The 15,138-nt window shown below is 35.4% G+C and carries 14 protein-coding genes; 3 read left to right on the top strand and 11 right to left on the bottom strand.

Features of this window, described 5'->3' with window-relative positions; genetic code table 11:
- Nucleotides 1-13: 13 nt before the first annotated feature.
- From ABVM53_RS09110 to rsgA, 3 genes are read right to left on the bottom strand one after another with little or no spacing between them, the layout of a single operon-like run.
- A complete protein-coding gene (locus tag ABVM53_RS09110) occupies nt 14-340 on the bottom strand; it encodes a nucleotide pyrophosphohydrolase (protein WP_371455072.1) in 327 nt (108 codons plus the stop codon).
- Between the two features lie 59 nt (nt 341-399).
- Entirely contained in the window at nt 400-852 is a 453-nt protein-coding gene (gene dtd / locus ABVM53_RS09105) for a D-aminoacyl-tRNA deacylase (protein WP_371455073.1), read from the bottom strand.
- Between the two features lie 19 nt (nt 853-871).
- Entirely contained in the window at nt 872-1,825 is a 954-nt protein-coding gene (gene rsgA, locus ABVM53_RS09100) for a ribosome small subunit-dependent GTPase A (RefSeq protein ID WP_405325338.1), read from the bottom strand.
- 218 nt (nt 1,826-2,043) lie between these two features.
- Between rsgA and ABVM53_RS09095 the strand changes: the two genes are divergently transcribed.
- Nucleotides 2,044-2,691, top strand: coding sequence for a hypothetical protein (locus tag ABVM53_RS09095; protein ID WP_405325335.1), 648 nt, complete (start codon nt 2,044-2,046; stop codon nt 2,689-2,691).
- A 69-nt stretch (nt 2,692-2,760) separates the two neighbouring features.
- Here the strand turns inward: ABVM53_RS09095 and ABVM53_RS09090 are convergent, their stop codons facing one another.
- The 4 genes from ABVM53_RS09090 to ABVM53_RS09075 are packed head-to-tail and all read right to left on the bottom strand — an operon-like array spanning nt 2,761 to nt 6,747.
- Nucleotides 2,761-3,852, bottom strand: coding sequence for a bifunctional 3-deoxy-7-phosphoheptulonate synthase/chorismate mutase type II (locus ABVM53_RS09090; protein ID WP_128756466.1), 1,092 nt, complete (start codon nt 3,850-3,852; stop codon nt 2,761-2,763).
- A 28-nt stretch (nt 3,853-3,880) separates the two neighbouring features.
- Entirely contained in the window at nt 3,881-4,741 is an 861-nt protein-coding gene (locus ABVM53_RS09085; RefSeq protein ID WP_405325331.1) for a prephenate dehydrogenase, read from the bottom strand.
- A 33-nt stretch (nt 4,742-4,774) separates the two neighbouring features.
- The gene (locus tag ABVM53_RS09080; protein ID WP_405325328.1) at nt 4,775-5,926 is read right to left on the bottom strand and encodes a pyridoxal phosphate-dependent aminotransferase; all 1,152 of its coding nucleotides are present in this window, start codon (nt 5,924-5,926) and stop codon (nt 4,775-4,777) included.
- On the bottom strand, nt 5,926-6,747 hold the full coding sequence (locus tag ABVM53_RS09075; protein ID WP_128756463.1) for a prephenate dehydratase: 822 nt from the start codon (nt 6,745-6,747) through the stop codon (nt 5,926-5,928). The genes ABVM53_RS09080 and ABVM53_RS09075 overlap by 1 nt, the downstream gene beginning before the upstream one ends.
- A 444-nt stretch (nt 6,748-7,191) precedes the next feature.
- Between ABVM53_RS09075 and gldA the strand changes: the two genes are divergently transcribed.
- Nucleotides 7,192-8,088, top strand: a complete 897-nt coding sequence (gene gldA / locus ABVM53_RS09070) for a gliding motility-associated ABC transporter ATP-binding subunit GldA (protein ID WP_405325325.1) — start codon at nt 7,192-7,194, stop codon at nt 8,086-8,088.
- 2 nt (nt 8,089-8,090) lie between these two features.
- A complete protein-coding gene (locus ABVM53_RS09065) occupies nt 8,091-9,140 on the top strand; it encodes an endonuclease/exonuclease/phosphatase family protein (protein ID WP_405325322.1) in 1,050 nt (349 codons plus the stop codon).
- Nucleotides 9,141-9,531: 391 nt separating this feature from the next.
- On the opposite strand, the gene ABVM53_RS09060 is transcribed toward ABVM53_RS09065, so the two are convergent.
- The 4 genes from ABVM53_RS09060 to ABVM53_RS09045 form a co-directional block, all read right to left on the bottom strand.
- On the bottom strand, nt 9,532-9,978 hold the full coding sequence (locus ABVM53_RS09060) for a VOC family protein (protein ID WP_405325319.1): 447 nt from the start codon (nt 9,976-9,978) through the stop codon (nt 9,532-9,534).
- Between the two features lie 9 nt (nt 9,979-9,987).
- On the bottom strand, nt 9,988-12,624 hold the full coding sequence (locus ABVM53_RS09055; RefSeq protein ID WP_405325316.1) for an MGH1-like glycoside hydrolase domain-containing protein: 2,637 nt from the start codon (nt 12,622-12,624) through the stop codon (nt 9,988-9,990).
- Nucleotides 12,617-13,435, bottom strand: a complete 819-nt coding sequence (locus ABVM53_RS09050) for an SDR family oxidoreductase (RefSeq protein ID WP_405325313.1) — start codon at nt 13,433-13,435, stop codon at nt 12,617-12,619. The genes ABVM53_RS09055 and ABVM53_RS09050 overlap by 8 nt, the downstream gene beginning before the upstream one ends.
- 256 nt (nt 13,436-13,691) lie before the next feature.
- Nucleotides 13,692-14,975 carry a serine hydrolase domain-containing protein gene (locus tag ABVM53_RS09045; RefSeq protein ID WP_405325310.1) on the bottom strand — a complete coding sequence of 428 codons (1,284 nt, stop codon included), beginning with the start codon at nt 14,973-14,975 and terminating at the stop codon, nt 13,692-13,694.
- Between the last annotated feature and the right edge of the window lie 163 nt (nt 14,976-15,138).

Raw genomic sequence — 15,138 nt, 5'->3', positions numbered from 1 at the left:
TATGAAAATCCTGTTACTTCAGTTTTTCGTTATTGTGATGGCGATCGTGATCTCTTTCTGTCTTTAAGTCTAGTTTCTTGTCAAAAGCTTCTTGCAGGTTAATACCAGTTTGATTTGCCAGACATAGAACTACAAACAAAACATCTGCCAGTTCTTCTCCTAGATCTTTATTTTTATCACTCTCTTTTTCACTTTGTTCCCCATATCGACGGGCAATAATACGGGCAACCTCACCTACTTCTTCAGTAAGTTGTGCCATATTTGTAAGTTCGTTGAAATAGCGAACACCGTGATTTTTTATCCACGTGTCAACTGCTAACTGGGCATTATCGATTTTCATAATCTGTTTATTCTAGCTTGTACAGCTAAAATAAGGTAAAGTCGAAAAATGCAAGCAGGTTATTCTCTGTTTTTAGAATCAATAGTGATTGTAACTGGTCCATCGTTTACCAGAGAAACTTTCATATCTGCACCAAATTCGCCAGTTTTCACAGCCTTTCCAAGCTTTTGAGAAAGCATATTCACAAATTCTTCATACAATGGGATAGCTATATCTGGTTTTGCGGCATTTATAAATGAAGGACGGTTTCCTTTTTTTGTAGATGCGTACAAGGTGAATTGGCTTATTAAAAGAACATCTCCATGTTGATCGATGATACTTTCATTCATTAAACCTTCGGAATCACTAAAAACACGAAGTCCACATATTTTTGATGTTAACCAGTCAATATCTTCAAGCGTATCCTCTGCTCGTATTCCTAGCAAAATCATGTATCCGCTTCCTATAGCACCTTTAATTATATTATCTATCGTTACTGAAGCTTCACTTACCCGCTGAATTACTACACGCATACAAATTTATTAAGAATGATTATGGTTGTTGATCGTAAACGTTACGCCTATAATTTTCTTCATCTCCTTCAATGATTTGCTTGTAACTCTGGTATCTTGACCAACTTAACTCATCATTTTCCAGAGCCTCTTTTACTGCGCATTTAGGTTCTTCTATGTGCAAGCAATTATTGAATTTACACTGATCTTTTAAAGCAAAAAATTCTGGAAAATAGTTACCTAACTCTTCTTTCTCAATATCAACGACACCAAAACCTTTAATCCCGGGAGTATCTATTATACGTGCATCAAAAGTAAGATCAAACATCTCTGCAAATGTAGTTGTATGCTGTCCTTGCATATGCTGCCCACTTATTTCCTTAGTTTTTAAATCTAATGAAGGCTCTAGCGCATTTACTAATGTAGATTTACCCACCCCACTATGACCAGAGAACATACTGGTTTTTCCCAGCATCATTTCTTTTACCTGATCAACATGTTTACCGGTTTTTGCAGAAACACCTACACAGGTATATCCTATTTCACGATACATTTCTGCCAGATATTTTACTTCGCCAAACTCTTCTTCGCTAAAAGTATCTACCTTATTAAAAAGTAAAATTGCCTTAATATGATAGGCCTCGCAGGTCACTAGAAATCGGTCAATAAATGCAGTAAATGTGGGCGGATTATTGAGGGTGACAATTAAGAAACATTGATCAATGTTTGCCGCAATAATATGTGTTTGTTTTGAAAGATTTACAGACTTGCGTATGATGTAATTATCTCTAGTATCAATATCTATAATCACGCCGGTAACGGCATCGCTCGTTTTCTCTAATTCAAATATAACACGGTCGCCTACTGCTACAGGGTTTGTACTTTTTATTCCCTGAATTCTAAAGCGCCCTTTTATACGACAATCATAAAAATGACCATCATCTGCCTTAACGCTATACCAACTCCCGGTAGATTTGTAAACTGTTCCTTTCAAAAATTACATTTAATATATAAGACTGTAAAACTACTTTATTTTAAAGAACTCAAATAGCCAAAGCGTAAAATACATTGGGATTAAAGAGTTTAATGAACCAAATGTATAGAGGAACTCACTACAAATAAAAAATATTACTTATAAAATTATTTTAAATAGTAACACTTTCAAAAGTCATAAGATTTATGGTTATTGCGATTCGAACAATAACATCTAATATGAAAAAAATTACTCAATTCCTTTTCTTAATGGCTTTTATAAGCGGTTTTATCGCTCAGGCACAAACTCATTTGTATGAAAACCCAAAATTTGATGAGCTCGCTAAAGATCACAAAAACATTGCTATTCTTCCCTTTAAAACAAAAATAGAATTGCGTCCTAAGCAAATGGAAAAATTAGAATCTGGCCAACTGGAAGAGATGCAAAAAAGTGAAGCTGAAAGTCTTCAGGAAGCGATGCACTCATGGTTTTTAAAGCGTAAAAAACGAGGAACTCTTGCTATTGATGTACAACAACCCTCACGCACACGCACTTTATTATTGAAACAAAACATAAATTCTGAAAATATAGATACCTACACACCAGAAGAGCTTGCTCAAATTCTGGAAGTTGATGCAATAATATCAGGCACCTATGAAACTAACAAACCTATGTCTGAAGGTGCTTCTGTAGCTTTAGGGCTTCTTATAGGCGTTTGGGGACGTACTAATTCTGCTGTTGTGAATATGAATATTAACAATTCTGGAGATGGTGAATTACTATGGAATTACAACAAGAAAGTTTCCGGAAGTTTTGGAAGTAATTCTGACGACCTTATAAATGTTTTGATGCGTAAAGCCTCAAGAAGACTCGCTTACACTAAATAACTTGAAAAGTTTAAGTACATAAAAAAAGGCACTCGATGAGTGCCTTTTTTTATATTTAAGAAACGAGGACTATGCTTCCTCCATTCTTGAAATCTTCTTCTGGTGATTAATTGACTCTTGGTGAATTGCTTTAAAAACACGCAAAATAAATTCTTCGCTTAAATTATGCTTTTCTCCTTCCAGGATCATTGCTCCTAAAATCTCATTCCATCGTTTAGACTGTAAAATCGCAACGTTGTTTTGCGTTTTAAGCTCACCTATAGAATCTGCAATTTTCATACGCTTACCTAAACTTTCAATAAGCTGATGATCTACCACATCTATCTGTGTACGCAGTGTATTTAATTTATTATTAAACTCTGCCGCAGTACCTTCTTCTTTACGTATTTTCAAATCTTTCATAATTTGAACAAGCGTAGAAGGAGTAATTTGTTGCGCAGCATCACTCCACGCATTATCAGGATCGTAATGAGTCTCTACCATAATACCATCGTAATTAAGATCAAGTCCTGTTTGACAAAGATCAAAAATAATATCACGACGTCCTGCAATATGCGATGGATCTAATATTAAAGGTAAATCTGGAAATTTATCTTGAAGATCAACAGCTACTTGCCATTCTGGATTATTTCTATAACGGGTTTTCTCGTAAGTAGAAAAACCTCTATGGATAACACCTAAATTTTTAACATCCTGAGTATAAAAACGCTCAACGGCACCTAACCATAACGCTAAATCAGGATTAACAGGATTTTTAATAAGAACAACTTTATCTGTACCTTTTAATGCTTCAGCTATTTCCTGAATGTTAAATGGAGATACAGTAGTACGTGCACCTATCCAAAGAATATCTACATCGTGCTTAAGCGCTAATTCTACGTGGTTAGGATTTGCCACTTCAGTAGTGGTAAGCATTCCTGTTTCTTCCTTAGCCTTTTGAAGCCATTTTAAACCTAAAGCTCCAACTCCTTCAAACATTCCTGGACGCGTACGTGGTTTCCAGATACCTGCTCTAAATACTGTTGCGTCAGTGTCTTTTAATTCGTGTGCTATTTTAAGCACTTGCTCTTCAGTTTCTGCGCTACAAGGTCCTGCGATTACCAGAGGATGATCCAGATTGAATGCATCTAACCAGTTTCTAAGTTCTTTTTTGTTTTCCATATCCTACAAATTTACGGCATTTTGCCAATTACGATAATCCTTTGAGTATTGATTTTATGTGGTTTGTATTTTCCATTTCATTATAAACTTCTTCGTAGTCGTCTGCTTCGAGAACATTTTTGAAATGAGTTAAATTGGTTATATATTCAGTAAGACTTTCTAACACGTTAGCCTTATTTTCCTTAAAAATAGGAGTCCAAGTGGCGGGATTACTTTTTGCAAGGCGTACGGTCGAAGCAAATCCACTACCTGCCATATCAAAAATATCCTTCTCGTTTTTTTCTTTTTCGATCACAGTTTTCCCTAACATGAAGCTACTTATGTGTGATAGGTGTGAGACATAAGCAATATGCTTATCATGAGAATGCGGATTCATATAGCGAATACGCATCTCTAAAACTTCAAACAATTGCATGGCCTTTTTTAATAATTCAGTATCTGTATCTTCTACTTCACAAAGAATCATTGTCTTGTCTTTAAACAAATATTCAATGGCTGCGGTAGGTCCAGAAAACTCTGTACCGGCAATAGGATGTGCTGCTAAAAAATTAGCACGTTTAGAATGGTTACGCACAGCATCACATACGCTACCTTTTGTAGATCCCACATCGATAACAAGAGTATGCTCTGAAACTGCATCTAAAACAGGAGGTAAAAATAAATTTGCCTGATCTACAGGTATAGATAAAATAACCAAATCTGCTTGACTCAACGCTTCAAATCTTGAAGAGTGATCAATAACTCCTAAACCTACAGCTTCACTAAGATGATTCTCACTACTGTCTATCCCATATAGTGTACTTTCAGGCAAAACACGTTTGAAATCACGCGCCATAGAACCGCCAATAAGACCTATACCTAAAACGAAAATATTTTTGAAATCTTCCAATTTATTTATTTCTAATCTTCTGATTAATAAATACTATTTAAACCTTGAAATTGCCTCTCTAATTTTATCTTCGGAAACACAAAGTGAAAATCGAATATACTCAGCTCCTTGAGAACCAAAAATGGTTCCCGGTGTTATAAAAATGCTTTTATCGATTAAAATATCATCTATAAAAGCTTCTGCGTCCAGAGAGCCTTCTGGTAATTTTGCCCAAATAAACATTCCGGCAGCTTCTCTATCATAAGTACATCCCAAAACATCTGCCAGTTGCCACATAAGCTCTCTTCGTGACTTATAAACTAAATTAAGTTCATTAAACCAGCTTGTTCCTTCAGTTAATACTGCAGCTGCTCCTTTCTGTATTCCGTAGAACATACCACTATCCATATTGCTTTTAACCGTAAGCACCGCATTTACATAATCTTCTGCTCCAAGCAACATTCCTACACGCCACCCAGACATATTAAAAGATTTACTTAACGAATTAAGCTCTAGTGCTACCTCTTTGGCTCCAGGGATACTCAAGATACTTTGAGGATTTTCATTAAGGATAAAACTATACGGGTTGTCATTTACCAGTAGAATATTATTTTTTGTTGCAAAGGCAATTAATCGCTTAAAGTCCTCTGTAGTTGCTTTTGCTCCGGTAGGCATATGCGGATAATTTACCCACATAAGCTTTACTTTGCTTAGATCAAGCGATTCTAACTCATCATAATTAGGCATCCAGTTATGCGACGCATCTAGATTATAATACACAGGTTCTGCCTCTAGCAAATTAGTTACAGAAGAATAAGTAGGATAACCAGGATTAGGTATTAAAACCTGATCTCCTTGATTAAGAAAAGCCATACTTATATGCATGATACCTTCCTTAGAACCCATTAAAGGCAAGATTTCGATTTCAGGATCTAATTCAACTTCATATTTATTATTATAAAAATCGCTCATTGCCTGTGTAAGTTGAGGCAATCCCTTATAACTCTGATACTGGTGAGCAGGACCGTCTATCAATGAGCGCGTAAGAGCGTCGATTACATGGGGTGGTGGTGGTAAATCTGGACTTCCCACACCCATATTTATGATGGGTTTCCCAGCAGCTGCAAGTGCTCTTACCTCCTTAAGCTTACGCGAAAAATAATATTCTGACGTCTGTTGCAAACGTTTTGCCGATTCTATTATCATTATTTCCGATTTTTGTATTCGCCAAGTACTTTAAACTCTGCAGTCATGATAGCTAATAATTTTTTTGCTTTGTCAAAATCTTCGTAATTCTTAAATGTAACATCTACGAAAAATGAGTAAACCCAAGGCGTCTCGATAACAGGTAACGATTGTATTTTAGTAAGGTTTAATTTACAATCACTCATTACATTGAGAACCGCCGCAAGACTACCGCGCTTGTGATCTGTCAAAAATTTAACTGAAGCTTTGTCTGGAACATCTGTATCTGTACGCCCGTTATTATTTAAGATAAAAAAGCGAGTTGCATTATCTTTTATAGTTTGCATATTTTCAGCTAAAACCTCCAGTCCGTAGATTTTTGCTGCAGTCGCACTGGCTATAGCCGCTACATTTAATATTTTACCATCTGCAATGCGCTTTGCTGCTCCTGCAGTATCATCGTCTTCAACAAGTCGTATTTCACTTTTATCTTTAAAAAAGTCTTTACACTGTAAAAGAGCCATAGGGTGAGACCATACTTCTTTAATAGCATCTAAAGACTGACCGGGAAGCGCCATTAAATTTTGACTTATAGGCAAATAATGTTCTCCTTCAATGTTTAAATTATGATGGTCTATTAACGCATAATTAGGGATGATACTTCCAGCAATAGAATTTTCAATAGCCATTACAGCGTCTGTACTTTCGCCACTTAATAAACTATTTACCACATCTTGAAAATTGCGACAAGCCACAACCTCAACATCTTCACTAAAAAAATCCTGAGCTACCTTATGATGAAAGGATCCTTTTATTCCTTGTATGGCTACTTTATGTATCACGTGCGCTTGGTTAAAATATTTACGTTCAGTTTATAACAAAAAAAATCCCGATTTAATTTAAATCGGGACCTATATGATATATCAATACTATATGCTTATAGCGGTCCCGTTTCTCTAATAAAGAAAAAGAAGTAATAACGGCTATAAAAATAAGGTACGTTTAACATGTATTGTTTCTGTTTTACGTTGCTAAAGTAATTAAATAATTAGGAACCCGTCTAAATACAGACAACTTTTACAGATAATCAATTAAATAGCTACATTCTTTAAACGATATTAAATAAGACCTTTTAAAAGCAACCCTTTTTTAATGATAACGCTCCACAAGTGCGTTTATATTCTTCAATTTTAGTAGAACATCGATATTTTAATCATTTAGAAAGACACGCCTGTCTGCTATTTGTGTAATTTTAGCCACTTAAGTAAAACAAATATGTGTAACCTATGTCTATCTCGGTAACTTCTGTCACAAAAAATTACGGAAAGCAAACAGCTTTGGATGCAATTAGTTTTACCATTCAAAAAGGAGAAATCACCGGATTTTTAGGCCCTAATGGTGCAGGCAAGAGTACCCTGATGAAAATCTTAACAACCTACTTAAAACCTACTTCTGGAGAAGCTCTTGTTAATGACTTCTCAACTCAGACACAAAGCCTTGCCGTTCAAAAAAGTATCGGGTATTTAGCCGAAAACAATCCGCTTTATCCTGAAATGTATGTGAGAGAATATCTTAAATTTCAGGCAGAGTTGAATAATGCTTCCCTATCACGTATTGATGAAGTTATTGCACTAACGGGATTAACGCCAGAAGTCTCTAAAAAGATTAAACACTTAAGTAAAGGCTACAAACAACGGGTAGGACTTGCAGCTGCACTAATTAATGATCCAGAAGTTCTTATTCTTGATGAACCTACCACCGGGTTAGATCCTAACCAACTTAAAGAAATTAGAGCGCTCATAAAAAATATAGGTAAGACTAAGACGGTTTTACTTTCAACTCATATTATGCAAGAAGTTGAAGCTATATGTGATCGTGTCATTATAATTAATAGAGGTAAAATCGTTGCTGATAAAAAGATGGAGAACCTGCGTGACGATACCGAACAAATTGTAGAAGTAGAATTTGATTATCGTATTGAAGAAATTGCCCTAATGCAACTCAACAAAGCTACCGCCGTAAAAAACACGACAGGTTTTGTTTATGAGATTACATTTTCAACTTCAAAAGATATGCGGCCTGCAATATTTGATTTTGCTCATGATAACGGACTAAAAATTTTACAGCTCGTTAAGAAAAATAGATCCCTAGAACAACTTTTTCAACAACTCACCAGTAATTAAATATGGTATTTTACGCTTTTGCACTATTTCTAATCTTAATTGCGTTACTGCCACTTACGCAAGGTACCCACTGGATTATACGAGGCTGGGATTTTATACGTGTCCAAACAAGCTTTCTTCAAATGCTTGTGATTGCACTAATATTAATATTTAAATTTCCTGTAGAAATCTGGGAATATTGTGTTGTAATATGCTTACTGGCAACCTTAATTTTTCAAATCTACAAGGTATTCCCCTATTCACATTATTACCCTATACGAGATAAGAAACCAGAAAACCCTGAAAGTCTACAACAAATAAGTTTACTTACTTCTAATGTCTTACAGACAAACACAGATTACGACAAACTTAAAAAGCAAGTAACCCAGCTGAAACCAGACCTACTTCTGGTTATGGAAACTGACAAAAATTGGGAAAACGGACTCAAATCTATAGAAGCAGATTATCCTTTTATCGTTCCTGTACCTTTAGATAATTTCTACGGAATGCATCTTTACAGCAAATATGAGCTGGCAGACACACAAATAAATTATCTGGTTGAGAAAGATATTCCATCAATTTTCACAAAAGTCTATTATGCTAAAAATAAGTTCATCAATCTTATTTGTGTACATCCTGCACCACCTAGCCCTACAGAAAACGAAACCTCTGAAGAGCGTGACGCAGAGCTCTTAATAATAGGTAAAGCTGTACGTGAATTGGAGAGTCCGGTAATTGTTTGTGGAGATTTAAACGATGTAGTTTGGTCTCGGGTAAGCAGATTATTTGCAAAGATGACCGGCTTAATAGATCCTAGAATAGGTCGTGGTTTATTCCCTACATTTCACGCAGACTACTGGTATTTGAGATTCCCTATAGATCATCTTTTTCATTCTGAAGATGTAGTTGTAGACAAAATGCAACGACTAGAACATATAGGATCAGATCATTACCCTATGTTTTTTACATTTTGGTTAGAAACAGGAGAGATTTTAGAAAATCCGGAACTGGATGAAGAAATCAATGAGGAGATTGAAGAGCGCATAAACGAAGGACTCGAAAGCGCAGAATAATTAAGAGAAAGCCCCCTTTCGGGGGCTTAAATTGCCAGAAAATAATGTTCATCTCTGAACGAGTCCCTAAACCCTATTCCGGCAAAGACTTTAAAATTTTTAGAAGTTTTCCCGATTTCAAAATTCTGTGCAAAAATAAAATATTTGTGTAATTATTACTAATAATTATTAAAAATTTTCAAACAGCTTCACATATCAATAATTACCATCCTTAACTAGATATTTTAATCCAATAAATGGCTAATTTGTAAACTGTTAAATAAAAACTGAAGGTAACGAACTTTAAACAACCACTCTCTATAACTAATAATTATTACAGTAATCTATAAAAAGGGCATAAAAAAACTGATTGATCTTGAATCAATCAGTTTTTAAGATTTTGAATTTAAAACTAAAGGGTATTGGTATTTACTTCAATCCAATATCCGTCAGGATCTGTGAAATAGATTTGTTTTACCCCATCAGGTCTTGTGTTAGTCGTATTTTTTTCTCCCTGCCAATTCTCAAATGGAACATTCGCTTCCTTCAAAAACTGCATATAATTTTCGAGATCATCAATATTGAGTGCTAAATGAACTCCTTTATGTGGTGTGAATTGTTCACTACTTTCGATAAGATGTATTTGAACTTTATTTTCAAGTTCAAACCATCTAAATTTAGGTCCTAGTCCTGCATTATCAATTTCCTTCAGCCCTAGAACCTCGGCATAGAATTGTGCAGATTTCTCCAAATCCTTTACTAAAAGCGCATCGTGATCTTTATTAAACTTAAACTCCTGTGCTGCGGCTATCTGCATGGTTAATAACGTTAGTAGTGTAATAAATATATATTTCATCATTTTTCAGATTTAATAAATCTCGTGAATCATATTTGCAACTAATGATGTCCACCCTGTTTGATGACTTGCACCTATCCCTCTACCATTATCTCCATGAAAATACTCATAGAATAAGATAAGATCTTTAAAGTGAGGATCTCTATATGTTTCTTTATGCAAAGCATTAACAGGTCTGTCACCGTTTTCATCTTCCTGAAAAATACTTATAAGACGACTCATAAGATCTTTCCGTATGGTTTCAAGACTGGCAATATTACCACTACCGGTAGGATACTCTAGCTCCAGAGCACTACCATAATAATCTCTAAATTCTTTTAGAGCAGTCGTAAATAGATAATTAAACGGCATCCAAACAGGTCCACGCCAGTTTGAATTACCACCAAACATAGAAGACTCAGATTCGGCAGGCTCATATTTAATATCATAGCTAATATTAGCTATATTGATAGTATAAGTCTGTTCGTGAATTTTAGATAAAGAGCGTATCCCCTGATTACTCAAAAATTCTTTTTCATCAAACATGGTTTGTAATAGTATCTCTAATCTCTCTTTAGGTACCAGCGCTAATAATAGATCAGATTCATCAGAAAACTCCTGAATAACCATATATTTTAGATTCTTCATACGGTATTTTCTAAACCAGTCAACACTGTATTTAAAATTAGGTAGTCTGTCTAGCGTCTCTTGAGATATGTGGAGTACAGCAACGAGTGACATCATCCCTACAATAGAACGCACCTTTATAGGTTGTGAAGTACCGTCTTGAAAAACTAGATTGTCGTAAAAGAAACCTTCTTCTTCATCCCAAATACCTTCATACTTCTCACTACGTTTATTGAGAGCCTCTGCTATAAAAATGAAGTGTCCAAAATACTTAGTACACATTTCCTCATAAGAGCTATCTACTAAAGCTATTTTTATACTTATTTCTAGCATATTTAGACAGTACAATGCCATCCAGGATGTACCATCTACCTGCTCTAAATGTGCATTACCGGGTATACCGCTACTACGATCAAAAACCCCAATATTATCCAGACCAAGAAAACCACCCTGAAAAACATTATTCTGTTTTCTATCTTCTTGATTTACCCACCATGTAAAATTGAGAGAAAGCTTATTAAATATACGTTTGAGAAAATCGATATCTGATTTACCTGCACTATCGCGTTCAATTTTAAATATTTGTAATGCTGCAAATGCCTGTGTAGGCGGATTCACATCACTAAAATTCCATTCATAGGCCGGTATTTGCCCGTTAGGAGCCATATACCATTCTTTGGTAAAAAGTAAAAGTTGCTTCTTTGCAAAATCAGGATCTATATAAGCCATCGTAATACAGTGAAATGCACTATCCCAAGCGGCATACCAAGGGTATTCCCAAGCATCTGGCATCAGGTGAATATCGTGATTACGCAAAGTTCGCCAGTTATTATTACGCCCATTGCGACGTTCTTTTGGCGGCGTAGAAACTTTAGGATCTCCTTTTAACCATTGTTCAACCTCGTAATTATAATATTGTTTAGACCACAATAAACCGGCAAAAGCTTGTCGTTGTATTTTCTTAGCTTCAGGATTCTCAACAGATTTTATTCCGTCGTAAAATTCAGCACACTCTCGAATTCGGTCCTCAAAAACTTTATCAAAATTTTTATCAAAGGCATCTTTAGGCTCTTCTTTAGTAAGACGAAGTTTGAACACAACAGTCTCACCACCTTTTAATTTACGTTTATAATGCGGGGCAAATTTTGTTCCTTCCTGCTTCTTTTTACTGAGTCGGTAATCATTTTTCACAACCGTATTATGAAAAAAGTCTTTCTTATAAGGATGATCGTTAGGCTGGAGATAAAGCTTCTCTTCATTAGTTTCATTTTCAGTAAACAGTAAATGGTCTGGTTTCTGAAAGTAAAACTTGTATTCTCCTGTATAAGGATGTTTTATATGAACCGAAGGATTTTTACGAGTCTTAGTTTTAGTTATAGATGGCTTAAATGGCATTTCTCTAAAATCCCAAAAATTACGAACCCAAAGTGTAGGAAGGACGTGTAATTCTGCAGCCCTTGAATTTCTATTAGTTACAGAGATTTTGATACACATATCCTCAGGACCTGCTTTTGCATATTCGGTAACTACATCAAAATATTCATTCTTTTTAAATATCCCTGTATCTAAGAGCTCATACTCTAACTCCTGTCGAGTTCTGTTTTTATTTAATTTGATAAGTTCTCCATAGGGAAATTCCTTTTGTGGATACTTATACAAATGTTTCATGTACGAGTGAGTAGGCGTGTTTTCTAAATAATAGTAAAGTTCTTTAACGTCTTCACCATGATTCCCTTCAGGACCTGTCAATCCATACAAACGCTCCTTTAAAATTTTATCTTTTCCATTCCAAAGCGCAAGCCCAAAACATATATTACAATAGCGATCTGTAAAACCCGCAAGACCATCTTCACCCCATCTATAGACCCGGCTTCTTGCGTGATCGTGGGTGAAATATCCCCACGCATTTCCTTCTGCACTATAATCTTCCCGAACCGTTCCCCACTGCCTTTCACTCAAGTAAGGCCCCCAGTGTAACCAGTCTTCCCTATTTGAATAATGAGCATCTAACCTTTTTTGTTCTTCTGTATTTTTCTTAACCATTTGTTGTAAATCCTGGATAGCACGTCATACCTCCATCTACATAGAGTGTGGTGCCATTAATATATTCTGACTCATCTGAAGCTAACCATGCAGTGGCACTACCTATATCATCTGGTACGCCAATACGTTTATAGGGGATTAACTTATTTAATTTTTCTAATGCCTCATCACTTTCCCAAGCCTCTTTATTAATTGGAGTTTTTATCGCTCCCGGAGCTATGCTATTACATCGCACTTTTAGAGGTGCATACTCCTGACAAATACTTTCCATAAGCATTACCAGTCCACCCTTTGAGGCCGCATAATTAGTATGTCCTGCCCAAGGAATAATCTGATGTACCGAACTCATATGAATTATCTTACCAAGAGACTTAGAAACTTCAGGACGCATACCTCTTCTCATAAATTCTCGCAAAGCTTCCCTGGCACATAAAAATTGTCCCGTAAGATTAACATCTATTACCAGCTGCCAATCTTCTAATGTCATCTCGTGGAGTGGCGCGTCTTTTTGCAGACCTGCATTGGCAACCAGAATATCTACAGTACCAAATTTATCAACTGTTTGTTTAAACATATCCTGTACGTCCTTCTCCTTGCTCACATCGCATTTTACCACAATTGCCTCACCACATAAGTTATCTTCATTAATCTGCTTAGCAATCTCTTGCGCGCCCTCATCTGATGAATTATAATTTACCACTACGTTAGCCCCATCTCTACCAAGGGCCAGCGCTACAGCAGCTCCGATTCCAGAACTTGATCCAGTAACTATTGCAGTTTGACCTTTTAAACGCTCATTTGGTTTTTGCATAACTTCTTATTTCGATTTTTAAATTACAAAAATCATATCTAACAAGCCTAAATTACATTATATGCGGCGCTTATAAATACGTATTAACTATAAATCCTTTTAGAGAAGAATCGATTAATAAAAATCGCAATCAATTGAATATTATTTAAACTACACGCCGATTTTTATCGAATGATTTAAATATTACATAATCAGAAATCCCGTAAATGTTAAAATAGTAGATGAGTAAAAATAAAAATTTCAAGAATTTATGCACTTATAGACTTTCAGGATTTCTTTCAAAATCTGCTAGAGATTGCTGCATTACCTCTCTTACAATATTGTGTACATCGGGAATCACCGATGTTGCTAATGGGGTCATACTATTAAAAAGAATACAAATTCCCAGTTCTTCTTCTGGGTACAATGCAATTTCATTTCTATAATCATTTACAGAACCTCCGTGATGTATCATCGTGCATTTCTTTTCGGTGGCATTATCTTTAAACTCATGTATTCTCCACCCATAAGCATAAGAAGATTTTAGGTGGCCTTCCCAACGCTGATAATATTTGCGCGCTTCAATCATTTCAATTTGAGGTGTAAATATGGTTTGCAAATTTGTTTTACTTAAAACAGATTCGTTATAACCTAATAAAAAACGCATCCACTTAGACATATCTTCAGGACTTGCGTTAATACCTCCTGCGGGTATCGCATTATAATATTTCTTATTTACAAGTATTGGTCTAAATCCTTGAGCTGTATTTTTGTGTGGGTATGCATAATTAGTACCTCCTACCAGGGCGTCATAATCTGTTGACGCAAATTGCATATCTAAGGGATTGAAAATTCTATTCTGAAGAAGTTCGTGTATATTCTTACCAGTGGCTGTTTGCAACATCTCTCCACTAAGAGCAAACATTGCATTCTGATAACTGTAGAGTTGACCAGGTTTTGAAGTGCTTTTAATGATATCAAACCGTCCGGCAATTTGAGACATACTTAAACCCGCCTCTACTAAGTTTGTATAACAATGATAAGGCACTCCCGTAGTATGAGATAAAATTGTGGATAAAGTTATAGCTTCCTCATTTTCCTTATCCTTCAAATGAAATTGAGGAATTGCCTCAGCTAGTTTATCTTCCCAATTTAAATTTCCGTTATGCACTTCTATACCTGCAAGTACGCCGGTAAAACCTTTTGAAAGCGATCCTAACCTAAAAACAGTCTGTGCATTAATTGGGTCGTTTAAAGTTGCATTGCGCCTGCCAAATCCACCACTATATAAAACTGAATCTCCTGATACAATACTCACGCCTGCACCTATAATTAAATGTGCATCTATTGCCTTTTGAAAATAAGCTTCTAAATGTTTGCTTAAAATTTCTTTACGTAATGAACGTAGTGCAGCTTCATCTCTATTATTGACTTCATTAGTAGCGTCTGTGATTAAGGCAGATTCTAAATGAGTGTTAGATTCAACATCCCGGGTTGTTAAAGAGGCACAAATTAAAAGACCTAAAAGAATAAGGCAGAGAAGAAATTTTGATTTTATCACTAATGTAGAAGTATTTTTATGTCTAGTGTTATTTTCTGAAAAACTATAAATTCTGAAACTTTAAAGTTCAAATTTTAGTATATCGCATCCAATAAATATTGGATTAATCTTCAACGTAAAATATCACGAATCAAAAGAGCATAAAAAAAGGCTTCCATTTCTG

The sequence above is a fragment of the Leeuwenhoekiella sp. LLG6367-2.1 genome (assembly GCF_045055775.1).
In the GTDB taxonomy this organism is placed as follows: Bacteria; Bacteroidota; Bacteroidia; order Flavobacteriales; family Flavobacteriaceae; genus Leeuwenhoekiella; species Leeuwenhoekiella aequorea.
This window is presented reverse-complemented; position numbering and strand designations above follow the sequence as displayed.